This window comes from Curtobacterium sp. PhB190, from assembly GCF_004365385.1.
Lineage (GTDB): Bacteria > Actinomycetota > Actinomycetes > Actinomycetales > Microbacteriaceae > Curtobacterium.
This window is the reverse complement of the sequence record NZ_SODN01000002.1, coordinates 396,666-418,508: the sequence shown is the minus strand read 5'-3', so window position 1 is coordinate 418,508 and position 21,843 is coordinate 396,666. Positions and strand designations below refer to the sequence as shown.

At 71.5% G+C, this 21,843-nt stretch carries 20 protein-coding genes; 8 read left to right on the top strand and 12 right to left on the bottom strand.

Features of this window, described 5'->3' with window-relative positions:
- Positions 1-66 precede the first annotated feature (66 nt).
- Together EDF47_RS04750 and EDF47_RS04745 are read left to right on the top strand one after the other, a co-directional pair.
- The gene (locus EDF47_RS04750; protein WP_111084731.1) at positions 67-990 is read left to right on the top strand and encodes a DMT family transporter; all 924 of its coding nucleotides are present in this window, start codon (positions 67-69) and stop codon (positions 988-990) included.
- Positions 987-1,856, top strand: a complete 870-nt coding sequence (locus tag EDF47_RS04745; RefSeq protein ID WP_243692415.1) for a UbiA family prenyltransferase — start codon at positions 987-989, stop codon at positions 1,854-1,856. The genes EDF47_RS04750 and EDF47_RS04745 overlap by 4 nt, the downstream gene beginning before the upstream one ends.
- Positions 1,857-1,886: 30 nt before the next feature.
- Here the strand turns inward: EDF47_RS04745 and EDF47_RS04740 are convergent, their stop codons facing one another.
- Positions 1,887-3,068: an NAD(P)/FAD-dependent oxidoreductase gene (locus tag EDF47_RS04740; protein WP_131880421.1), complete on the bottom strand. Its 1,182-nt coding sequence runs from the start codon at positions 3,066-3,068 to the stop codon at positions 1,887-1,889.
- 35 nt (positions 3,069-3,103) lie between these two features.
- Positions 3,104-3,676, bottom strand: a complete 573-nt coding sequence (locus EDF47_RS04735; RefSeq protein WP_131880423.1) for a TetR/AcrR family transcriptional regulator — start codon at positions 3,674-3,676, stop codon at positions 3,104-3,106.
- A gap of 109 nt (positions 3,677-3,785) precedes the next feature.
- Here EDF47_RS04735 and EDF47_RS04730 point away from each other — a divergent pair, with 109 nt between their 5' ends.
- A complete protein-coding gene (locus EDF47_RS04730; RefSeq protein WP_131880425.1) occupies positions 3,786-4,691 on the top strand; it encodes an SDR family oxidoreductase in 906 nt (301 codons plus the stop codon).
- A gap of 265 nt (positions 4,692-4,956) precedes the next feature.
- Here EDF47_RS04730 and EDF47_RS04725 read toward each other — a convergent pair whose 3' ends face one another.
- From EDF47_RS04725 to EDF47_RS04715, 3 genes are all read right to left on the bottom strand, one after another.
- Positions 4,957-6,255: an NAD(P)/FAD-dependent oxidoreductase gene (locus EDF47_RS04725; RefSeq protein WP_111084726.1), complete on the bottom strand. Its 1,299-nt coding sequence runs from the start codon at positions 6,253-6,255 to the stop codon at positions 4,957-4,959.
- A 103-nt stretch (positions 6,256-6,358) separates the two neighbouring features.
- Positions 6,359-6,907 carry a dihydrofolate reductase family protein gene (locus EDF47_RS04720; protein ID WP_132099845.1) on the bottom strand — a complete coding sequence of 183 codons (549 nt, stop codon included), beginning with the start codon at positions 6,905-6,907 and terminating at the stop codon, positions 6,359-6,361.
- Between the two features lie 19 nt (positions 6,908-6,926).
- Entirely contained in the window at positions 6,927-7,421 is a 495-nt protein-coding gene (locus EDF47_RS04715; protein ID WP_133937681.1) for a hypothetical protein, read from the bottom strand.
- A gap of 83 nt (positions 7,422-7,504) precedes the next feature.
- Between EDF47_RS04715 and EDF47_RS04710 the strand changes: the two genes are divergently transcribed.
- A complete protein-coding gene (locus EDF47_RS04710; protein WP_347812765.1) occupies positions 7,505-8,251 on the top strand; it encodes an alpha/beta hydrolase in 747 nt (248 codons plus the stop codon).
- Positions 8,252-8,420: 169 nt separating this feature from the next.
- On the opposite strand, the gene EDF47_RS04705 is transcribed toward EDF47_RS04710, so the two are convergent.
- Entirely contained in the window at positions 8,421-8,807 is a 387-nt protein-coding gene (locus tag EDF47_RS04705; protein WP_243834006.1) for a VOC family protein, read from the bottom strand.
- A 117-nt stretch (positions 8,808-8,924) separates the two neighbouring features.
- Positions 8,925-9,932: a LacI family DNA-binding transcriptional regulator gene (locus tag EDF47_RS04700; RefSeq protein WP_132099846.1), complete on the bottom strand. Its 1,008-nt coding sequence runs from the start codon at positions 9,930-9,932 to the stop codon at positions 8,925-8,927.
- A gap of 164 nt (positions 9,933-10,096) precedes the next feature.
- Here EDF47_RS04700 and EDF47_RS04695 point away from each other — a divergent pair, with 164 nt between their 5' ends.
- The 3 genes from EDF47_RS04695 to EDF47_RS04685 are packed head-to-tail and all read left to right on the top strand — an operon-like array spanning position 10,097 to position 13,637.
- A complete protein-coding gene (locus EDF47_RS04695; protein WP_243834005.1) occupies positions 10,097-11,086 on the top strand; it encodes an ABC transporter permease subunit in 990 nt (329 codons plus the stop codon).
- On the top strand, positions 11,083-12,009 hold the full coding sequence (locus EDF47_RS04690; RefSeq protein ID WP_133937679.1) for a carbohydrate ABC transporter permease: 927 nt from the start codon (positions 11,083-11,085) through the stop codon (positions 12,007-12,009). The genes EDF47_RS04695 and EDF47_RS04690 overlap by 4 nt, the downstream gene beginning before the upstream one ends.
- Before the next feature lie 5 nt (positions 12,010-12,014).
- Positions 12,015-13,637, top strand: coding sequence for a hypothetical protein (locus tag EDF47_RS04685; RefSeq protein WP_131880433.1), 1,623 nt, complete (start codon positions 12,015-12,017; stop codon positions 13,635-13,637).
- Positions 13,638-13,795: 158 nt separating this feature from the next.
- Here EDF47_RS04685 and EDF47_RS04680 read toward each other — a convergent pair whose 3' ends face one another.
- A complete protein-coding gene (locus tag EDF47_RS04680) occupies positions 13,796-14,449 on the bottom strand; it encodes a CatA-like O-acetyltransferase (RefSeq protein ID WP_131880435.1) in 654 nt (217 codons plus the stop codon).
- On the bottom strand, positions 14,446-15,138 hold the full coding sequence (locus tag EDF47_RS04675; protein WP_131880437.1) for a maleylpyruvate isomerase family mycothiol-dependent enzyme: 693 nt from the start codon (positions 15,136-15,138) through the stop codon (positions 14,446-14,448). Before EDF47_RS04675 ends, EDF47_RS04680 begins: the two co-directional genes overlap by 4 nt.
- Before the next feature lie 40 nt (positions 15,139-15,178).
- On the opposite strand from EDF47_RS04675, the gene EDF47_RS04670 reads away from it, so the two are divergent.
- Entirely contained in the window at positions 15,179-15,733 is a 555-nt protein-coding gene (locus EDF47_RS04670; protein WP_131880439.1) for a YbaK/EbsC family protein, read from the top strand.
- On the opposite strand, the gene EDF47_RS04665 is transcribed toward EDF47_RS04670, so the two are convergent.
- From EDF47_RS04665 to EDF47_RS04655, 3 genes are read right to left on the bottom strand one after another with little or no spacing between them, the layout of a single operon-like run.
- Positions 15,734-16,102, bottom strand: a complete 369-nt coding sequence (locus EDF47_RS04665; protein ID WP_123292292.1) for a VOC family protein — start codon at positions 16,100-16,102, stop codon at positions 15,734-15,736. It abuts the gene before it with no gap.
- 19 nt (positions 16,103-16,121) lie between these two features.
- Positions 16,122-19,979, bottom strand: coding sequence for an ATP-dependent RNA helicase HrpA (hrpA, locus tag EDF47_RS04660; protein ID WP_131880441.1), 3,858 nt, complete (start codon positions 19,977-19,979; stop codon positions 16,122-16,124).
- An 18-nt stretch (positions 19,980-19,997) separates the two neighbouring features.
- Positions 19,998-21,842: a DUF255 domain-containing protein gene (locus tag EDF47_RS04655; protein ID WP_131880443.1), complete on the bottom strand. Its 1,845-nt coding sequence runs from the start codon at positions 21,840-21,842 to the stop codon at positions 19,998-20,000.
- Between the last annotated feature and the right edge of the window lies 1 nt (position 21,843).

Sequence of the window (21,843 nt, the reverse complement as noted above, 5' to 3'; positions counted from 1 at the left end):
CTCCTCATGTCGGCATGAACCCCATGCGTTTGCCGCATGGGCGTTGGTGGTTCGACACTAGGCCACATGAACGCCCTCCTCTACGGTCTCGTCGCCCTCACCTGGGGCTCGAGCTTCCTCTTCGCGAAGATCGGCCTCGACGGACTCGCACCGCAGCAGGTCGCCACCGTGCGGACCGTCCTGGGCGGCGTGACGCTCGTCGTGCTGCTGCTCGCGACCCGTCGACGCTGGCCGCGGGAGCCCCGCGTGTGGGCGCACCTGGCAGTCGTCGCGTTCTTCCTGAACGCCCTGCCGTCGTCGCTGATGGCGTGGGCCGAGCAGACCGTGCCGTCCGGGCTCGCGAGCATCTACAACGCGACGACCCCGATCATGACGCTGGCGGCGCTCGCGGTGCTCGTGCCCTCCGAGCGGCTGCGGGGCCGGCAGGTGGCCGGGATCGTGGTCGGCATCGTCGGCGTGCTGGTGCTCGTCGGTCCGTGGGACCTGCTCGGCGACCCGGCCGTCCTGGCGAGCGTCCCGGGGCAGGTGGCGTTGCTCGGCATGACCGCGTCCTACGGCATCGGCCTCGCTTACCTGCGCCGCGTGGCGGTGGGCAGCGCGTACGACCCGGTCACGATCGCGACGGTGCAGCTCACGCTGGCGTCGGGCATGCTCCTGCTGGTCGCGCCCGCCATCGCCACCGGCCCGGTACAGCTGGACGGGAGGATCGTGGCCGCGATGGTCGCGCTCGGTTGCGTCGGCACGGGGCTGGCCTACGCGTGGAACACGCGCCTGGTCCAGGCGTGGGGCGCCGGTCGGGCGTCGACGGTCACCTACCTGACGCCGGTGGTCGGCGTGGCGCTCGGCGTGCTCGTGCTCGGTGAGCGCGTGCGGTGGAACGAGCCGGTGGGCGGACTGGTCGTGCTGCTCGGCATCGCGCTGGCCTCGGGGGTGCTCGGCCGTCGGAGTCTGCGTCGCCCGGCACGCCCCGCCCGTACGCTGGCCGGGTGACTTCCGGCCAGGACCCCCACGTGGTGCGACTGCTGTTCGCCTCGTCCCACCCCGGCCCGACCGTCACGGTCACGGTGCTCGCCGCCGTCATCGCCGCGGCGGTCGGACACCCGGTGTGGCTCGTGGTCCTGGTCGCGCTGACGGTGGTCGCCGGCCAGCTGTCGATCGGCCTGGCGAACGACTGGATCGACGCCGACCGCGACCGTGCCGTCGGCCGGAGCGACAAGCCCGTCGCCCGCGGGCTCATCGCGGTCGAGACGGTCCGCACGGCGGCGTTCGTGACCGCCGGGGTCGCCGTGGTCCTCTCGCTGTTCCTCGGGCCCGTCGCCGCCGTCGCGCACCTGGTGCTCGTCGCCGCGGGGTGGGCCTACGACGCCGGGCTCAAGCGCACCGTGTGGTCGGTCGTGCCGTTCGTCGTCGCGTTCGGGCTGCTGCCCGTGGTCGCGGTGTCCGCCGGTCCCGAGCAGCTGTGGCCGGCGTGGTGGGCGATCGCCACCGGCGCGGTGTTCGGCGTCGCGATCCACTGCACGAACGTCCTGCCCGACCTGGTCGACGACGCCGCCACCGGGGTCCGCGGGTTCCCGCACCGCCTCGGGCTCCGGGGAGCCGGGATCGTCGCGTTCGGGTCGCTCGTCGTCGCGGCCGGCCTGGTGCTCGGCGGACAGGTGCTCGGTGACGACCCGGTCCGCGGCGGCGGGGTCGTACTGGCCGTGGTCGGAGCGGTCGTCGTGCTGGCGCTCGCCGTGGTGGGGGTCCGGCTGGTGCTGGCGGGACGGGCGTCGCGGACCCTGTTCCGGCTCGTCATCGCGTCGTCCCTGGTGCTCGTCGTCGAGCTCGGTGTCGCCGGGGCGCGACTCGTCGCCTGACGCGAGCCGGCCGCGCGCCGACGCGAGCCGTCAGGCCCAGCGCATGGCGTAGAGCCGAGCCAGGCCGTGCGCGGTCGGCAGCGACAGGACCGTCCGGAGCAGCGCCTCCCGTCCGATGGTGGAGGCGGCACCGAGCGGACGACCGAGCCCCATGTTCGCCTCGGCCTGCCGGGCCGCACGGCGGGCGGCTGCCTGGCGGCGGGCGGCGTAGCCGGGCCACGGTCCGGCCACGCCGGTCCGGACCGCACCGGCGAGCAACGGCGCGAGCTCGGCCGCGTCGAGCCAGCCGAGGTTCATGCCCTGCCCGCCGATCGGGCTGATCTCGTGGGCGGCATCGCCGACGAGCACGACCCGGCCGACCCCGACGCGGTCGGCGACGCGGCGCCGCGCCCGGAAGCCGCTGAGCATCGTGCAGGAGGACGGATCCGGGACGACGCCGGTGCGTGCGGCGACGATCGCGGCCAGTCGTGCGGCCGTCTCCGGGTCGGGGGTCGCGCCGCTCGGGGCGAACGCCAGCGAGTCCGGCACCAGGGCGACGTACCGGCGCCGACTGTGCGGCAGGGGGAAGGACTCGACGACGCCTCCGGGGCCGACGTCCACCAGGGCCGCGGTCCGGGCGTCGGCGCCTTCGGGGTCGGCGAAGTCGCCCATCACGTAGCGGTCGGGGTAGTCGCGTCCGGTGGTGCCGATGCCGAGCAGGTCACGGACGATGCTCCGTGCGCCGTCGGCCCCGACGACGAACGCCGCTCGGACGGTGACCGGTGCGCCGTCTGGGCCGGAGCCGACCGCGTCGACGTGGTCACAGTGCCGGGACAGGGCGGTCACCGTCGTCCCGGTGCGCAGCGCTGCCCCATCGGCAGTGGCCAGCCGATCCCGCAGCAGGGACTCGGTGCGGTGCTGGTCGAGCGTCGCGACGTACGGGTGGGTGTCCGAGGCGCGGTCGAAGGTCAGCGTGCCGAGCGTCCGCCCGCGGCTCCGCGCGACGCCGGTGCGCACGAGAGTGGCCTCGGCGAGCACCGGGACGTCGAGCCCGATCGCGGCGAAGGCGTCGAGGGACGGCGGGTGGATGCCGATGGCGCGCGACCCCTCGGGTGGACCGGGGCGACGCTCCCACACCTGCACGGCGATGCCCTGCGCAGCCAGCAGCGCGGCGAGGAAGAGGCCGACGGGACCACCGCCGACGACGAGGACGTCGGTGCGCTCCGTGGTCACGGGCCGAGCCTACGGTCGGGCGTGCTCCGGGGCACTCAGCGAGCGGGGTGCACCAGCGTCGCCAGCGCGTCCAGCCGTTCGTGCACGATCGCAGCGAACGGACGCTCCTCACCCGGAGCGATCCACTGGGCGAAGGACAGGTGGAACACCGTCACGGCGGTCTCGGCGGCCATCGTCGCCGCTGGTTCGGGGACGCCGCGCTCGCGCATGACCTCGCCCAGGCGCGCCTTCAGGGTGGCGAGCTTGCCGAGCTCCCGTTCGCCGAGCGCTGCGTTCGCGTCGATGATCGTCTGCCGGGCCCGCGACCACGACCGGCGGTCCTCGGGGAAGAACCCGGCGGCGGCGTCGAGGGCGCGTCCGACCAGGTCGAAGGGCGCCGCGTCGGCCGGGGCGGCCGTGATCGGGTCGACGAACATCGCGAGGAAGTCGTCCTGGCCGGCGAACAGGACCTCGCGCTTGTCCGCGAAGTGCCGGAAGAAGGTGCGCTCGGTGACCTGGGCCTCGGCGGCGATCCGCGCGACCGTGGTGCCGTCGTAGCCCTCGGACGCGAAGAGCTGCAGCGCGACCGCCTGCAGTCGTTCACGCGTTCCGGGTTGCCAGCGAGCCATGTGGAGAGTCTACTGATCAGAACAACTTGATGACAGCGGCTGACATCGAGTGCTACGGTGATGTCAGTTCATGACATCACCGCCGTGGACGCCTGCGAAAGGACCACTCATGCACGTGTTCGTCACCGGGGCCTCCGGCTGGATCGGCTCCCACACCGTCGACGACCTGCTCGCCGCCGGACACACCGTCACCGGACTCGCCCGGTCCGACGCCTCGGCCGCAGCGCTCGACGCGAAGGGCGTCGACGTCGTCCGGGGCGACCTCGACGACCTGGACGCCATCCGCCGCGGCGCTTCCGAGGCCGAGGGCGTGCTGCACCTCGCCAACAAGCACGACTGGGCGAACGCCGCCGCCACCAATGCCAGCGAGCGGGCCGCCGTCGAGACCATCGGTGCAGCGCTCGTCGGCACCGACCGCCCGTTCGTCCTCGCATCGGGCGTCGCCGGGCTCGCCCAGGGCCGCCCCTCGACCGAAGGGGACGCCAACCCGTTCGTCGGCCCGGACAGCATGCGCGGCGGCAGCGAGAACCGCGGCTTCGACTTCGTCGGCCAGGGGGTACGCACGATCGCTGCCCGGTTCAGCCCCACCACGCACGGCACCGGTGACCACGGCTTCATCGCCGCGATCGTCGGCGCCGCCCGGCAGCGCGGCGTCTCCGGCTACGTCGGCGACGGCACCAACAGCTGGTCCGCCGTGCACGTCACCGACGCCGCCCGGCTCGTCCGCCTCGGTCTGGAGCAGGCGCCGGCCGGCACTCGGATGCACGCCGTCGCCGAGACCGCGATCCCGACCCGGGCGATCGCCGAGGCCATCGGCGAGGTCCTCGGGCTGCCGGTGACCTCGATCGACCCGGCGGACGCGGACGCGCACTTCGGGTTCATCGGCCGGTTCTTCGGCATGGAGATGTCCGCCACGTCCGACGCCACCCGCGAGCTCCTCGGGTGGGAGCCCACCGGCCCCGGACTGCTCGAGGACATCGCCGCCGGCGCCTACTCCGGCGTGCGGGTCGCGTAGGCGACCGGTCCCTGCGAGACTCCGAACGACGAGTTCGATGTCGCACGACGTCGACATGGTCGTTCCGAGTCGGCGCCAGCCCCACGCGCCCCGGCAACGGACGGGAGGCCCGTGGCGGCCCCGCCCCGCGCCTCCCGGCCGTCGCCGGTCCGAACCACGGCGCATGGTGAGCAGAAATGGTCGGGTTCAGTCACCGGACCCGACCATTTCTACTCACGAAGCGAACCGCGAAGCGACGCGCGACGCGCGAGCGCGTCGGCGCCGACTACTCGGACTTCTGCATCTGCCACGGCTCCGGCTCGCGGTCGCCGTTCGGGCGCACGGGCCGGACGTCGCCGACGATCGGGATCGCACGCTTCCGCATGAACCACAGGTAGCGGACGAAGAAGTGCGACAGCGTCGACAGCCGGTTGCCGTTGCCGAGCAGCGACGCGATGTGCACGGCCACCCACGCCAGCCACGCGACGGGCCCGACGAGCGTGATGCCACCCCGCAGCTGCGCGACCGCGGCGTTCGTGCCGATGGTCGCCATCGTGCCCTTGTCGAAGTACTTGAAGTGCTCGGTGGGCTTGCCCTCGAGCAGACGCTTGATCTGCTTCGCGACGTGCCGTCCACCCTGCAGCGCCGGCTGGGCCAGCTGCGCGAGGGCCTCGGACTGCGCCGCGATGTCGCCGGCCGAGAAGATCCGCTCGGCGCCGTTGACGCGCAGGTCGTCGCCGACCTGGATGCGTCCGCCGCTGGTCTGCGGCAGGCCCCAGCCCGAGACCTCCTTGTGGGCGGCGACGCCGGTGGCCCAGATGACCTGCGAGGCGGGGATGAACTCGCCGTCGGCCGTCATCACGCCGTCGGTCTTGACCTCGGAGACGCCGGTGTTCAGCCGGAGGACGACGCCGCGCTTCCGCAGGACCTTGGCCGCGTACCGGCGCAGGCGCGGAGCGAACGGCTTGAGCAGTTCGCCACTGCGGTGCACGAGGGTGATCGTGATGGCACCCTTGTCCAGCTCGGGGTACGCCCCCTCGAGTGCCTGGTCGCGGAGCTCCGCGAGTGCGCCGGCCATCTCGACGCCGGTCGCGCCGCCGCCCACGATGACGATCTTGATCTCGTCGGGGCCCTGGTTCGCGGCAGCCTCTTCCAACCGGGTGAACAGCTCGTCGCGGATCCGCAGGGCCTGCGAGCGGGAGTACATCGAGTACGCGTACTCGTAGGCGCCCGGGGTGCCGAAGTAGCTCGTGTTCACGCCGTTCGCGAGCACCAGGTAGTCGTAGTGCAGGTGCTCCCCGTCGGACATCTCGGCGATGCGTTCGTCGGTCCGGATGCCGGTGAGCAAGCCGTGCCGGAACTCGGCGTTGTCCTGCTTGGCGCGCAGGCTGCGCAGGAAGTACGTCACGTCGCCGGCGTTCAGCCCGCCCGTCGCCACCTGGTACATGAGGGGCTGGAACATGTTGTAGACGTGCCGGTCGACGAGCGTCACCCGGACGGGAGCGTCCGCCAGCTCGCGCATGGCAGCGACACCGGCGAATCCACCGCCGACGATGACGACGTGCGGGCGGGTGTCCTGGGGCATGCTGATCCGGCTTTCTTCGGTTCGTGAGGTGGTCACCCACGAGGGTACGCGCGCTGTGGACCGCTCCCGTCCACTGCCGACCGGGAGGCCCGGGTCGGCTCCGTCAGGCGTCGAGCCGTGCGTAGGTGCTCACGACGTTCCCCTTGCTCGTCACGGTGCTGCCGACCAGCCGCAGGCGCGTGGCCGGGTCGGTCGGCTCGAAGAGCTTCCGGCCGGCGCCGGCGATCGCCGGGTGCACCATCAGCTGGAGCTCGTCCAGGAGCCCCGCGAACAGCAGGTGCCGGACGACGCTCACGCTGCCGCACACCGCGATGTCGGCGCCGTCGCGTTCCTTGAGCTCGCGGACGAAGGTGTCGAGGTCGCCCGGGATCCTGGTGGTGTTCTGCCACGTCAGGTCGTCGCCGAGCGTCGTGGAGGCCACGTACTTCTCGATCGGGTTGATCCACTGCCCGAAGCCGTCGTCGGGGTGCGCCGGCCACCACTCGGACCACTCGAGGTAGCTGTTCCTGCCGAGCAGGACGGTGTCGGTGCGGGCCATGAACGCGCCCATCCCGGCCCCGAGCTCGTCGTCGAAGCTGTCGTACTGGAACTCGTACGGGTCCTGCACCACGCCGTCGACCGACGTGAACAGCCCTGCGGTGACCTTGCGCATGGCCGGAGCGTACTGCGGATCAGCTGCCGGTGCCGCTGTCGCTGCTGCTGCCGTCCGTGCCGCTGCCGGATCCGTACCCGGGGAGCTGCCCGGTGCCGTTGCCCGGGAACTGGTTCGTGCCGCCGTTCGTGCCGGGCACCTGCGTCGTCGACTGGGACTGGTCCCCACCGATCGCATGCCCGATGGCGAAGCCGATGCCACCGCCGACGAGCAGCGCCGCCAGCCCGACGATCGCAGCCAGGACGGGCCAGAACCACGGCGGCTTCGGTGCGCTCTTCCGGCTCGTCGGGGCCGAGGCGCCGTACCACGGGGTGGCGCCGTTCGGGTCGCCCGCGTTCCAGGATCCGGCGTCGGGGCTGTAGGGCTGCTGGGCGTACTGGTTCGGTGCGGGTGCGTCGAGGGTCGCCGTGGAGGTCGGCGTGGGTGCCGAACCCCAGCCGGCCGGTGCCGCTGCCGAGGGAGTGCGGGCGGCGTTGCCCGGCTCGTGGCCGTTCGTGGGAGTGGTGTCGCTCATGGAAGGCAGTGCACACCGCGCCCCTATGTGCAGCCGATGACGAGCCTGACGCAGTGCTGCGAACCGCCGCGTACCCTCGGGGCGTGCGCGATGAGCTGGAGACGGACCCGACCACGTTCCGCACGGAGCCGGCGCGCACGGGCCGACCCGTGCCTCCCGGCATCCCGCTGGTGCGACGCGCGAGGTGGGCCGCACTCGACTGGTGGTACGCGATCTCGTGGCAGGTGCGGAGCCTCGGGCCCACCACCGCTGACGACTACCGGACCGGCGACGGCCAGCCCGTCGTCGTGATCCCCGGCGTCTACGAGACGTGGCACTTCATGCGGCCGCTCATGGACGCCCTGCACGACCGCGGGCACCCGGTGCACGTGCTGCCGGTGCTGCGGCACAACCTGCGGCCGGTGCCGGACTCGGCGCGCGACGTGTTCGCGTACCTCGAGGAGCACGACCTGCGGAACGTGCTCGTGCTCGCGCACAGCAAGGGCGGGCTCATCGGGAAGTACGCGATGACCCAGCTCGACGACCACGGCCGCATCGACCGCATGGTCGCCGTTTCGACGCCGTTCGCCGGGTCGGGCTACGCGCGACTGGCTCCGGTACGGCACCTGCGGGTGTTCCGGGCGGCCGACCCCGTGCTGGCCGGACTGGCGCGGGAGCTCGACGCGAACGCCCGCATCACCTCGGTCTACGGGGTGTTCGACACGCTCATCCCCGAGGGCAGTGAACTGTCCGGGGCGACGAACGTGCGGCTGCCGGTGGGCGGGCACTTCCGGATCCTCGGTGACGCCCGCACGCGCGCCGCGGTGCTGGCAGCCGCCGCCCCGGCCTGAGCCGCGCCCGTCCCGTCTCGTCCCGTCCGTCCCGTCTCGTCTCGTCCCGTCTCGTCTCGTCCCCGAGGTTCCGAAATCTCGGCATGTCGGCGCTCGGATCGCCGCAGTTCGGAACCTCGGCGGAGATCATCCGGCATGTTGTGGAACCTCGGGGCGCGGCCAACCTGCCTCAGGCCCCGGGCAGGAACAGGCAGAACGGGTGCCCGTCGGGGTCGAGCAGCACCCGGACGTCGTCCTGCGGTTGGAACGCGGCCTGTGTGGCACCGAGCTCCTCGGCGCGGGCGACGGCTGCCGGCAGGTCCTCCACCTGGAAGTCGAGGTGCAGCTGCATGCCGGGGGGATCGGCGGTGCCGGGCCAGGTCGGCGCGACGTACTCGGGCTCGTACTGCACGGACAGACCCGCGCCCTCGGCGGGGCGGATGCGGGCCCAGGTCGGGTCGTCCTCGTACACGGTCCACCCGGTCAGGGCGCCGTAGAACCGGGCGAGGGCGATTGGCTCCGGGGACTGCAGGACGGTCGCGGCGAGCGTCGGCATCGAGGCGTCTTCGCTGGTCATGCCGCGGAGCGTACGCCGATCAGCGATCAGCGATCAGCGATCGCCGATCGGCGATCGGCGATCGGCGATCGGCGATCAGCGATCAGCGATCAGCGACCACCGATCAGCGACCACCGATCAGCGGTCGGCGACGCTCGCGCGCTCGACGATGCGGTGCGGCACCACCACGGTCTCGGGTGGCAGGCTCCGGTCCTCGATCCGTCGGGTCAGCAGGTCGAGTGCTGCCGTCGCGAACGCCCGCCGGTCGAACGACACCGTGCTGAGCGCGGGGATCGCGTACGCCGCACCGTCGATGTCGTCGAACCCGATGACGCTGACGTCCTCGGGGACGCGGACGCCTCGGGCGGCCAGGACGTGCAGCACGCCGAAGGCGATCGAGTCCGTGAACGCGAACACGGCGTCGGGCAGGGGGTGCTCGTCGAGCCAAGCCGCGAACGCCGTCGCCGCCGAACTCGTCGTCCAGGACGGCAGCGGCACCCGCAGCGCCGCGTCCGGTTCGATCCCGGCGGTGGCGAGCGCGGCGAGGTACCCGCGCTCCCGTAGCTCGCTGGTGGCGGTGGGCTCGGACGCCCGGGCGGCACCGGCGACCGCGATCCGACGGTGCCCCCGGGACACCAGGTAGGCGGTGACCTGCTCGGCGGCGGCCCGGCTGTCGACGTGCACCTGGTCGACGTGCTCGGGTTCGACCTCGCCGATCACGACGGTCGGCGGCAGCCCCTCGGTCGAGGCCAGGACGCTCGCGCTGAGCGACACCGGGTTGAGCACGAGGCCGTCGACGAGGTGGGCGCGGGCTCGTGAGACGAGTTCGCGCTCGCGGGCCGGGTCGTTGCCGGTCTGGTCGAGCTGGACGACCCATCCGCGCTCGCGGGCGAGTTCGACGAACCACTGCGCGAGTTCGGCGGAGTAGGCGCTGCCCATCTCGGGCAGGGTCAGGGCGATCGCACCGGAGCGGCCGTTCCGCAGCCCGCGGGCGGACAGGTTCGGCACGTAGTCGAGTTCGGCGACGGCCCGCTCGACGCGCTCGCGGGTCTCCGGGCGCACCACCACGCCGCCGTTGATGACGTTGGAGACGGTCTTCGGCGACACCCCGGCGAGGGTGGCCACGTCCCGCACGGTTGCGCGCATCGGGACGAGCGTAGCGCGGCCGGTCTCCGGTGGAGTCGTCGTGCGGGGCTGCGGGTGTGCGCTCACTGGAGCGTTACAACGATGGAAACGTTTGGCAACGGATTGCCACGTTGTAACTCAGCACGCCAGGGTCGCTGCAGGAATCCAACGGAGGAGGCCACCGAGTGACGAAGCTCGACGTCCGCGCGATGACCACCGCGCACACCGCACCACCACCCGACCCCGGGCTCCGCCGACGGAGCACGTGGCAGCGGATCCGCCGCGACCGGGTGCTGCTGCTGATGGGCCTGCCGGGAGTCGCCCTGCTGCTCGGGTTCCACTACCTGCCGCTGCTCGGCAACCTCATCGCATTCCAGGAGTACCTGCCGTTCGTCCCGCTCGGCCGCAGCCCCTGGGTCGGGTTCGAGAACTTCTCGGTGGTGTTCGACGGCAACGGCGAGTTCCTCGGCGCGCTCCGGAACACCCTCGTGATCACCCTCGTGCAGGTCGTGTTCGTGTTCCCCGCGCCGATCATCCTGGCGCTCATGCTCAACTCGCTGCTGTCCGAGCGGATCAAGGGCGTCGTGCAGTCGATCCTGTACCTGCCGCACTTCCTGTCGTGGGTGATCGTCGTCGCGGTGTTCCAGCAGATCCTCGGCGGCTCCGGGCTCGTGAACAACGCGATCCGTGCCGCCGGCGGTGACGCGATCGACTTCCTCGGCAACCCCGACGGGTTCATCGCCCTGCTCACCAGCCAGGTGATCTGGAAGGACACCGGCTGGGCGACGATCCTGTTCCTCGCCGTCCTCAGCTCGATCGACGCCAGCCTGTACGAGGCGGCGAAGATGGACGGCGCCTCGCGCTGGCGCCAGCTGTGGCACGTCACCCTGCCCGGCATGCGCGGCATCATCATCCTGCTGCTCATCCTGCGGCTCGGCGACTCGCTCACCGTCGGCTTCGAGCAGATCATCCTGCAGCAGCAGGCCGTCGGTCGTGCCGCCAGCGAGGTCCTCGACACCTACGTCTACAACAACGGCGTGCTCGGTGGGCAGTGGGGTGTCGCCGCGGCCGTCGGACTCGTCAAGGGCGTCGTGGGCGTGCTGCTCGTGCTCGGCGCCAACAAGCTCGCGCACGTCTTCGGTGAAGCGGGCGTCTACCAGAAGGAGTCGCGATGACCGCCACGCACACCGTGACCGTCCCACGGGCGAAGAAGCGCAAGCGCGGTGGCCCGGACGCGGCTCCGCTGCCCGGACGGCTGCTCACCGGAGCGGTCCTGCTCGTGATCTGCCTCGTGGTGATCCTGCCGTTCGTCGGCATCGTGTCGACGAGCCTCGCACCCACCAGCCAGGTGAACGACGCCGGCGGGTTCGTGATGTGGCCGAAGGGCTTCGACCTCAGCGCCTACGAGAGCATCTTCGCCGGCGGTGTCGTCACCCGGGCCCTGGTCGTGAGCATCGGCATCACCACCGTCGGCACGCTCATCAGCCTGTTCGTGAGCGCGATGCTCGCCTACGCCCTCAGCCGTCCGGGCTCCTACGGGTCGGGCGCCGTGCTCGGCCTCGTGCTCGTCAGCCTGCTGTTCGCGCCCGGCCTCATCCCGAACTACCTCGTCGTCAAGCAGTTCGGGCTGCTCGACTCGTACTGGGCGCTCATCCTGCCCACCGCCCTGAGCGCCTTCAACGTCATCGTGATGCGGTCGTTCTTCATGGCGATCCCGCAGGAGCTCCTCGAGTCGGCACGCATCGACGGTGCCGGGGACTTCGCGGTGTTCTGGCGGATCGTGCTGCCGCTGTCGAAGGCCGTCCTCGCCGTCATCGGCCTGTTCTACGCCGTCGGGTACTGGAACGCGTTCTTCAACGCGCTGCTCTACATCAACGACGCCGCGAAGTGGCCCCTGCAGCTGGTGCTCCGCACCTACGTGATCAACAACGCGCAGCTCGGCGGCGCCGACCTCGGGGCGTCCGCCGATGCCCTCCCACCCCAGGCCTCGATCCAGATGGCGATCCTCGTCGTCTCGATCGTGCCGATCCTCATCGTCTACCCGTTCCTGCAGCGGCACTTCGCCAAGGGTGTCCTGACCGGTGCGGTGAAGGGCTGACCAGCGTGACGAACAACGGAATCACCCGCCGCGCGCTCATCGCGGGCGGTCTCGGGGTCGCAGCCACGGGCCTCCTGGCCAGCTGCTCCACCGTGACCCGCTCGACCGACGTCAAGGCGATCAACCAGGCGGTCACGCTGCCGGACTACGTGCCGTGGGCCGGCGGGCCGGAGCCGGCGTTCCCGAAGACGAGCGCCCTCATGCCGAGCGCCTTCCGGAAGATCCCGGCGTCGCTCGTGCCCACCGACGGCAAGCCCGGCGACGGCTCGACCGTGCACGGCAGCGTGCCGACGAACTCGCCCGTGCCGCCCTCGAAGGGCAGCAACCCGTACTGGCAGGGGCTCGACCAGCGGATGGGGATCGACCTCGACCTCACCATCACGCCGAACGCCGACTTCGGCAACAAGTTCGCCACGCAGGTCGCGGGCGACACCCTCGGCGACGTGTTCACGGTGTTCGGGTCGTTCCCGTACCTGCCGCAGTTCCTCGAGGCCAAGGCCGCCGACCTCAGTCCGCACCTGTCCGGCAGTGGCGTCCGCGACTACCCCTACCTCGCCAACCTGCCGACCGCGTCGTGGCGCGGCACCGTCTTCTCCGGCGGCATCTACGGCGTCCCCGTCCCGCGCGGACCGTTGACGTCGCAGGCCCTGTACCGCCGGCAGGACCGGTTCGAAGCCCTCGGCGTCGACCCCGCGTTCTCGAGCGTCGACGAGTTCGTGCAGGTCTGCCGCGACGTCTCGGACCCGCACAGCAACCGGTGGGCGCTCGCCTCGGTGCCGACGAACATCCTCGGTCCGATGCTCGGGCTGCCGAACCAGTGGCAGGTCGAGGGTGGCCGGTTCACCCACATGTACGAGCTGGACGAGTACCAGGACCTGCTCGAGGTGTCGCGGAAGCTCATCGCCGAGGACCTCGTCCACCCGGACAGCATCACCGCCTACAACGGCAAGGTCTGGTTCGTGCAGGGCTCCGCCCTCATGCTCTCCGACACGTACAGCGCCATCCCCGGACTGCTGCAGCAGGCCACCCCGGGCAGCGGTTTCGAGCTGACGATCGCCCCCTTCGTCGGACCGTCCGGAGCGGAGTCGAAGCCGTGGCTCGGCGACCCGAACAACGCGATCGCGGCCGTCGCCGCCGGTGGTGAGGACCGCGTGAAGATGCTCCTCGAGGTCCTGAACTGGTGCGCGTCGCCCTTCGGCACCGAGGCCTGGATGTACCGCAAGTTCGGCATCGAGGGCCGCGACTTCGAGTACCGCGACGGATCGCCGGTCCTCACCAAGACGGGCAACAGCGAGACCGCGCTCGGCGAGTTCCCGTTGCAGTACTTCACCGAGTGCCCGTTGCCGCTGTACTACTCGGGCAACCCGACGATGACGGACACCGTCTACGAGTCGCTGTCGTCGTGGGTCGACCGCGGGCTTCCGAACCCCGCCTACGGCCTGTACTCGCCGACGAACTCGACGACCGGGCCGGCCCTCGGCACCTTCGCGACGAACGCGATCAACGACGTGCTGCTCGGGCGGGCGAAGGTGTCGTCGTGGAAGGGGACCGTGCGAGAGTGGCGTCGCCGGGGCGGTGACGCGATCCGCCGCGAGAACCAGCAGGCGTCGGCAGCGCGGTCGTCCTGACGCGCTCGTCGTCGCGTGGTGTGGCGCCCAGACGCCGCGCCGTTTGCCGGCGTCTCGCGCACACGACGGCGTCCTGCGCGGCCCTGGACTCGGGGCGAGCGGACGGGAGGCCCGTGGCGGGGTCCGCCACGGGCCTCCCGTCCGTCAGCGCGGCGCGCTCACACCAGCCACGACGGATCGGCGAACAGGTCCTCGAGCTCCTGGACCAACCGCGAGGTGTGGAAGCCGTCGGCCGCCGCGTGGTTGATCTGCAGCGCCAGCGGCATCACGGTGCGGTCACCCTCCGTCCGGTACCTGCCGAGCGTGATGATCGGCAACAGGTGGTCGTACCCGTCGCGGACGTGCAGCGCGAACCCGGTGAACGACGTGCGGGGGAAGGTGGAGACGTCGAACACGTTCCGGGGCCGGTCGTCCTGCGGGAACATCCGGACGTCGTCCCGGTACCGCTCCATCGTGTCGACCGCGGCGGCGTGGAACCGGCCGGGGTCCTCGTCGTAGGGCACGACCAACGCCGAGAAGGTCTCCGTGTCCGGGTGGAACACCGTGAACATCGGGTGCACGACGTCCCAGACGCCGGGGGAGCCGTCGTCGAGCAGCTGCATCCGGAACTCGGCGTGGCGGTTGACGACGGTCGCGATCGCCCAGATCTGGGACGCGTAGGTCTTCGCCGCGCTCGTGCGGACCGCTGCGACGAAGGCCGTGACGTCGACGTCGACGGTCACCTCGTAGGTGCACTGCACACGCTGCCGGTAGTGCTCGAAGTGCTCGCGGCGGGGCCAGGTGTCCAGGTCGATCGGTCGGATCTCCGTCATGGCACCAGTCTGGTCGCGAGTGCGGCGTCGAGTGCTGCCCGCTCACCGTCGATCGTCAACGCGACCTCGACGAGCGCCCGTCGCTTCCACAGGAGGAGCAGCACGTCCTCCGCCCGACCAGTGACGATGACGGCGGCGTCGCCACCGTCCGCGCCGTCGAGCGAGGCCTCGCCGGGTGCGTCGGAGAACGCGAACACGACGGTCCGCGCCAGCGCCGCGATGCGGCCGAGCCGCACCTGACGCGGGTACAGGTCACCGACGACCTCACGAACGCCGTCGGTCGCCAGCTCGACCGGGAGGCCCGGCTCGACTCCCAGCGCCCGCTGCGCATCCCACAGGTGGATCGCGGTCTCGTGCGCCTGGCGACGTGCCCAGGTCGCGGCCGTGTCCGGCGGGTAGATCGCCGAGCACGGGGTGTCCGAGGAGCGTGCCCGGAGCGCCGCGACGAGTTCGTCGGCTCCCGTGCGGAAGCGGTCCGCGAGGTCGTCGTGCGCGAGCGGTGCGGGCTCCGCACCGGTCAGCTGCCCGAGCGCCCACCGGTGCACGTCGGTCAGATGGACCCCGAGGTCCTCGACGGACCAACCAGGGCACGACGGCACCGGTGCCGCGCGGTCGCCGGACCGCAGGACGTCGTCGAACCGTTGCGCTGCTCCGGCGAGGGCGGTGAGGTGGGTGTCGTACGTCGACATGGAGCCAGCATGGTCACGAGGTGCTCCCTAGGGTGGAGCCATGCCGACGCTCGAACGGGTTCCTGCCCTGACCGCCCCGGAACTGCTGGCCGCACCGGTGGCCGCAGCGCTCGCCGCGTTGCCCGCCGATGTCGCCGCACGGATCGAGGCAGCTCCGATCGACCCCGACCTGGCCGACACCGCCGCGTTCTCGGAGGCCTACGGCTTCCCGCTCGACGGCGGGGCGAACTGCATCGTCGTCGCGGGCAAGCGCGGCGAGGACGTCCGGTTCGCCGCGTGCGTCGTGCTCGCCCACACCCGCCTCGACGTGAACCGTGTCGTCCGGAAGCTGCTCGACGTGCGGAAGGCGAGCTTCGCGCCGATGGACCAGGCCGTGGAGCTGACGGGCATGGAGTACGGCGGGATCACCCCGATCGGGCTCCCCTCCGACTGGCCGGTGTACGTCGATTCCCGCGTGCTCGATGCACCGGACGCGGTGATCGGAGCCGGACGACGCGGCGCGAAGGTGTTCCTGCCCGGCACCGTCCTCGGAGCGCTGCCGGGTGTGCAGGTCGTCGAGGGCCTGGCGACCGAGGGGCTCGCGACCGAAGCCTGATCAGTCGTTCGGGCGGATGAGGCAGAACGGGTGGCCCGCCGGGTCGAGGTACACGCGGAACGTCGGGGTCGCCGAGCCCGTCGCGGTCGCACCGATCGCCAGGACCGCTGCCTCGCCGTCGTCGAGGTCCTCGACCTTCACGTCGAGGTGGCTCTGCTGCGGGACGAGCTGGCCGGGCCACTCGGGTGCGCGGTAGTCCTCGACCTGCTGGAACGCCAGGAGCGGCCGCTGGTCGGTGAAGGGGAGCGCGACCTCCGCCCAGTCCTCGTCGAAGCCGACGATCTCGCCGCCGAGCAGCTCCGCGTAGAAGCGCGCGAGGCCGCGAGGGTCTGCGCAGTCCAGGACCACCATGTCGAGTGTGCCGATCATGGCCGTCACGGTAGACCGATCAGCGCGCTGCGGTCAGGGCCTTCGTGATCCGCTGCAGCGACACCGTCTCAGCGGTGCCGAGTTCCTGCGCGAACAGGCTGAGGCGGAACTCCTCGAGCATCCACCGCGCGTGCACGAGCTCGGGGTGCGAACCGACCGACGGCGGGAAGGCCCCGCCAGCGTCGACGTAGCGGTCGGTCGCGACGGTGACCTCGCGCATCCACGTGGCATCGCGCCCGGGGTTCTGCAGCAGCTTCTGCACGCGCGCCTCGATGCCCTGCAGGTAGACCCGGATGCGCCGGAGCCGGTCGGTCCCGGCGACGGAGACGAACCCCGGGGAGACGAGACGCTCCATCTGCTGGCGCATGTCCGTCAGCGCACCGAGCAGGGACATCGAGTTCGCCTGCTTGAGTGCTCGTTCGGCGGACCGTTGGGCGAGGAGCACGGCAGCGAGCTCGGACACTGCCGTGAACATCGTGTCGACGACCGTCGCCGACACGGCGTCACGAACCGCTTCGAACGCGGCCTTCGTGAACACGAGCCCGTCCGGGTGAGCGCGACGGATCACCGCGTCGACGACGGCCGCGAGCACGTCGTCGAAGAGTGCGTTCGTGGAGACGTACGGGCTCGCCGCGAGTGCGAGCTTCTCCTGCGCGGTCAGGTGCGACTGGATGTACGACACCGGCGACGGCACCGCGAGCATCACCAGGCGACGGACCCCGGCGGGCATGCGCACCTGCCGGTCGGACGGCGTCGCGAGCAACTGCACGCCGACGGTCGCCTTCGGGCCGGAGCCCTCCTCCACCAGGGACGGGTAGGCGCGGATGACACCACCGGCCTGCTTGGTGTCGAGGGTCTGCGGCAGGTCCTGGGCCGGCCACGTGGTGAGGCCGGACTGTTCCACCCCGGCACCGCCACCGGCGGCGGCGACGCGAGCCGCGCCTCCTGGCTGTCCCGCAGCCCGCACCGTGGCGGAGGCGACACTCTGCTGCGTGCGGTCCTTGAGCTTCGTCTGCAGGACCGACAGGTCCTTGCCGGCCTCGACCCGCCGACCACGTTCGTCGACGACCGCCCAGGTCGGCAGCAGGTGCGACGGCACGCGGGCCAGGTCGAAGTCGGACTCCGACACCGGGACGTAGGTCATACGCTGGATCGCCTTGGCCAGGGTCGCGCGGAACGACTCGGTCGGCTCGGTCGGGGCGTCGTCCGGCAGCTCGGCGACGATCTTCTCGGCCCAGTCGGCGGCGGGTACGACGTTCTTGCGGATCTGCTTCGGCAGCGACTTGATGAGAGCGGTCACGAGCTCCTTGCGGAGGCCGCGGACCTGCCAGTCGAAGCCCTCTTCGCGCATGCGGGGGAGCAGCGCGAGCGGCACCTGCACGCTGACGCCGTCGTCCTGCGCGCCCGGCTCGAAGCGGTACTGGATCGCGAGTCGCTGGTCGCCGCTCCGCCACTGGGTCGGGTACTCGACGTCGTCCTCCGCTGCCTCGGCAGCGGATTCGTCCAGGAGGTCCGCCCTGCGCATCGTGAGCAGGTCCGGCTGGTCGCGGCGCGTCGTCCGCCACCACCCCTCGAAGTCGCGGGTCGTCGCGATGTCGGCGGGGATGCGGGCGTCGTAGAACTCGTAGACGTTCTCGTCGTCGAGCAGGATGTCGCGCCGGCGCGTGCGCTCCTCGAGCTGCTCGAGTTCCTTGCGGAGCTTCCGGTTGGCACGGTCGAACGCCTGCTGCGACTCCCACTCGCCCTCGACCAGGGCGTGGCGGATGAAGAGCTCGCGCGAGTGCTCCGGGTCTATCCGGGCGTACTGCACGCGGCGCCGCTGCACGATCGGGACGCCGAACAGGGTCACCCGCTCGTAGGCGACGACCGCGCCCTGCTTCTTCTCCCAGTGCGGTTCGCCGTAGGTGCGCTTCAGCAGGTCACCGGCGAGGGGCTCGACCCAGGCGGGGTCGATCCGGCCGACGGTCCGTGCGAACAGTCGACTGGTCTCGACGAGTTCGGCCGCCATCACCGCGTCGGGCTGCTTCTTCGCGAGCACACTGCCCGGGAACACCACGAACCGGGTGTTCCGCGAGCCGAGGTAGTCGCGCTTCTCGCGGTCGCGCAGCCCGATCTGGCTGAGCAGACCGGCGAGCAGGGACCGGTGCACCGCGTCGCCGTCCTCGGAGCGGGACTGCCCCACGCGGACGTCGACCTGCTTCGCGGCGCGGGAGAGCTGGCGGTAGAGGTCCTGCCACTCGCGGATGCGCAGGTAGTTGAGGAACTCGGCCTTGCAGAGCCGGCGGAACGCGCTCGACGACAGCTCGTCCTGCTTGTCCTCGATGTAGTTCCACAGCGCGAGCAGGGTGAGGAAGTCGCTCGTCGGGTCGGCGAAGCGGGCGTGCATCTGGTCGGCGTGGGCGCGCTTCTCGAGCGGGCGTTCGCGGGGGTCCTGGATGCTCAGGGCACTGACGACGGCGACGACCTCGCGACCGACGCCCTGGCGCCCGGCCTCGAGCACCATCCGGCCGAGCCGCGGGTCGATCGGCAGCCGGGTGAGCTGTCGTCCGGACTTGGTGATCCGGCCGTCCTTGTCGACGGCACGGAGTTCGCGCAGCAGGTCCAGGCCGTCCTTCACGCCGCGGGAGTCCGGTGGCTGCAGGAACGGGAACGACTCGATGTCGCCGAACCCGAGCGAGATCATCTGCAGGATCACCGCGGCGAGGTTCGTCCGCAGGATCTCGGGGTCGGTGAACTCGTCGCGACGCTCGAAGTCGTCTTCGGAGTAGAGCCGGATCGCGATGCCGGCGCTCGTGCGGCCCGCTCGACCCGAACGCTGGTTGGCGCTGGCCTGCGAGATCGCCTCGATCGGCAGCCGCTGCACCTTGGCGCGCGGGGAGTACCGCGAGATGCGCGCGGTGCCGGTGTCGATGACGTACTTGATGCCGGGCACCGTCAGCGAGGTCTCGGCGACGTTGGTGGCGAGCACCACGCGTCGGCGGATCCCCGGCGTGGTGCGTCGGTCGAAGACGCGGTGCTGGTCGGCGGCGGAGAGCCGGCCGTACAGGGGCAGGACCTCGGTGCCCTGGTAGCGCTTGCCCTCGATCGCGTCCTGCGCGTCGCGGATCTCGTTCTCGCCGGACAGGAACACGAGCACGTCGCCGGGTTCTTCCCGCGCGAGTTCGTCCAACGCGTCGGTGATCCCCTGCAGGGTGTCGCGGTCGTCGGCGCCGTTCGCCCCGCCGCGGTCGGCCGTGCGCGAATCGGTCTCGTCGTCCTCATCGGTGTCGTCGGCGTCCTCGGACACGAGCGGGCGGTACCGGATCTCGACGGGGTAGGTCCGCCCGGAGACCTCGATGATCGGGGCGTCGCCGAAGTGCTTCGAGAAGGACTCGGGGTCGATCGTCGCGCTCGTGATGATCAGCTTGAGGTCGGGTCGCCGGACCAGGAGCCGCTTGAGGTAGCCGAGCAGGAAGTCGATCGTGAGCGACCGCTCGTGCGCCTCGTCGATGATGATCGTGTCGTACCGCTTCAGGTCGCGGTCGAAGTGGATCTCGTTCAGCAGGATGCCGTCGGTCATCAGCTTGATGCGGGTGTTCGACGACACCTTGTCGGTGAACCGGACCTGGTAGCCGACGAGGTCGCCGAGCTCGCTGCCGAGCTCTTCTGACACGCGCTCGGCGATGGTGCGAGCGGCGATCCGGCGGGGCTGGGTGTGCCCGATGTGCTCACGCCCCAGCTCGAGGCAGATCTTCGGCAGCTGGGTGGTCTTGCCCGAGCCGGTGGCACCCGCGACGATGACGACCTGGTTGTCACGGATGGCAGCCGCGATGTCGTCCCGCCGCTGCGAGACCGGCAGCTCGGGCGGGTACGTGATGACTGGCGGCGTGGGAGACATGAGCATTCCAGGATACCGTCACGCCGCCGGTGCTGCGAGCCCGGCGGCCAGGTCTCCTGCGGACCGAGCGGGCAGGGCGCACACGCGGTCGTGGCAGACGTACGCAGCCGGGTCGAGTGCGTCCCGTGCCTCGAACAGTTCGAACCCCGCAGCTGACCACTCCGCAGCCTGCGTCGGGGTCACACGAGCGATGACCGTGCCGGGTCGGCGCGCGGCGCGGACGGCATCGCGGAGTGGGTCGTGCGGGTCCGACGTCACGACCACGACCTCGCGCGAGGGCCGTTGCAAGCCGAGTGCGACACCGAGGGCGTCGGCGTGCCCGAGCGGTCGCTCGGTACCCGTCGTCGCGCGGTCGGCCACCAACCGCGCCGCCGCTGTCCGGTACGCGGAGTCCCCGGTCAACGCCGCGAGGCCGGCTGCCGCTGCGGCCAGCGCCACCGTGCCGGAGCGCATCGCGGTCTGCGGCTGTTCCCCGGTCGCCGTGCCCGCTCCGGCGAGCACGGCGTCGACGTCGAACCGGTTCGCCAGGCCGTCGTCGACCAGGGAACGAGCCGTCACGGCGTAGGTGACCTCGCCGGTCACCAGGGCGAGCTCGAGCAGACCCTCGGCCAGCAGTCCGACGTCCTCGATGGTCGCCGGTGCTGCTGACGCGCCGCGAGGCGTGCTCGAGCGGACCACGACGTGCCCGTCACGCACGTGCGACCGCAGCAGCGCATCGGCCGCATCCCGGGCGAGGCAGATCATCTCGGGGTCGTCATGGCGGTCACCGGCGATCGCGAGTCCGCGGATCGCCAGGCCGTTCCAACCGGTCAGGACCTGGTCGTCGAGTGGTGGCGGCTCGAGGAGCGCGCGCTCCGACAGCGGCCGCCGGTACCACTCGCCCTCCACCCGCTGGCCGTCGATCGTGGACTCGCTGTCCTGCGCGGCGACGAACGCCCCGTCGTCCTGGCGCAGGGTGTCGCGCAGGAAGTCCGCGATGCCGCGCGCCTGTTCGGCGCCGGCGACCGCGAGGAGTCCGGCGTTGTCGTAGAGCATCCGCTCGTAGTGCGGCACACTCCAGTCGCGCTTGGTGGCGTACCGGAAGACACCGCCGTCGGCATCGGTCAACTCGGAGGCCCGGATCGCGTGGAGCGACCGGTCCAGCAGGCCGTCGGCCTCGGCATCGCCGTCGCGTGCTGCGTCGGCGAGGAACTCCAGCAGCGGCGTGCTCGGGAACTTCGGAGCACCGCCGAAACCACCGTAGGTGGTGTCCTCTGCCTGCGACAGCTGACCGGTGACGGCCCGGATGCTGTCGGCGGACGGGAGGCCCGTGGCTGCTCCGCCAGCACCCTCGCCAGCGCGGGCGGTCGCGTCCGCCTCGGCCCCCTGCCGGATCGCCGTCGCGATGGCCGCGGCGTTCGCGTCGACCTCGTGCCGCCGCTCGGTCCACGCATCGAGCACCGCCGCCAGGATCTGCCGGAACGCGGGCACCTGACCGACGGGGGTCGGCGGGAAGTAGGTGCCGGCGAAGAACACGTGGCCTTCGGGCGTCAGGAACGTCGTCAGGGGCCACCCGAGCTGCTGCGTGAACGCGCTCGCGGCGGCCATCAGGCTGGCGTCGACGTCGGGACGTTCTTCGCGGTCGACCTTGACGGCGACGAAGTCCTGGCGGAGCAGTGAACCGATCTCCGGATCGGCGAAGCTCTCACGCGCCATGACGTGGCACCAGTGGCACGTGGCGTAGCCGACCGACGCCAGGACCGGGACGCCGCGCTCACGTGCCTCGGCGAAGGCTTCGGGGCCCCACTCGCGCCAGTCCACGGGGTTGTCGGCGTGCAGCCGGAGGTACGGGCTGACCGAGGTGCCGAGTCGGTTGTCGTTCATG

Coding starts and splice junctions, on each gene's coding strand:
- hrpA (WP_131880441.1), bottom strand. CDS start 19,979: ATGTCTCCCACGCCGCCAGTCATCACGTACCCGCCCGAGCTGCCGGTC.
- EDF47_RS04720 (WP_132099845.1), bottom strand. CDS start 6,907: ATGCGCAAGGTCACCGCAGGGCTGTTCACGTCGGTCGACGGCGTGGTG.
- EDF47_RS04675 (WP_131880437.1), bottom strand. CDS start 15,138: ATGTCGACGTACGACACCCACCTCACCGCCCTCGCCGGAGCAGCGCAA.
- EDF47_RS04750 (WP_111084731.1), top strand. CDS start 67: ATGAACGCCCTCCTCTACGGTCTCGTCGCCCTCACCTGGGGCTCGAGC.
- EDF47_RS04735 (WP_131880423.1), bottom strand. CDS start 3,676: ATGGCTCGCTGGCAACCCGGAACGCGTGAACGACTGCAGGCGGTCGCG.
- EDF47_RS04690 (WP_133937679.1), top strand. CDS start 11,083: ATGACCGCCACGCACACCGTGACCGTCCCACGGGCGAAGAAGCGCAAG.
- EDF47_RS04665 (WP_123292292.1), bottom strand. CDS start 16,102: ATGATCGGCACACTCGACATGGTGGTCCTGGACTGCGCAGACCCTCGC.
- EDF47_RS04700 (WP_132099846.1), bottom strand. CDS start 9,932: ATGCGCGCAACCGTGCGGGACGTGGCCACCCTCGCCGGGGTGTCGCCG.
- EDF47_RS04715 (WP_133937681.1), bottom strand. CDS start 7,421: ATGAGCGACACCACTCCCACGAACGGCCACGAGCCGGGCAACGCCGCC.
- EDF47_RS04655 (WP_131880443.1), bottom strand. CDS start 21,842: ATGAACGACAACCGACTCGGCACCTCGGTCAGCCCGTACCTCCGGCTG.
- EDF47_RS04680 (WP_131880435.1), bottom strand. CDS start 14,449: ATGACGGAGATCCGACCGATCGACCTGGACACCTGGCCCCGCCGCGAG.
- EDF47_RS04725 (WP_111084726.1), bottom strand. CDS start 6,255: ATGCCCCAGGACACCCGCCCGCACGTCGTCATCGTCGGCGGTGGATTC.
- EDF47_RS04705 (WP_243834006.1), bottom strand. CDS start 8,807: ATGACCAGCGAAGACGCCTCGATGCCGACGCTCGCCGCGACCGTCCTG.
- EDF47_RS04670 (WP_131880439.1), top strand. CDS start 15,179: ATGCCGACGCTCGAACGGGTTCCTGCCCTGACCGCCCCGGAACTGCTG.
- EDF47_RS04730 (WP_131880425.1), top strand. CDS start 3,786: ATGCACGTGTTCGTCACCGGGGCCTCCGGCTGGATCGGCTCCCACACC.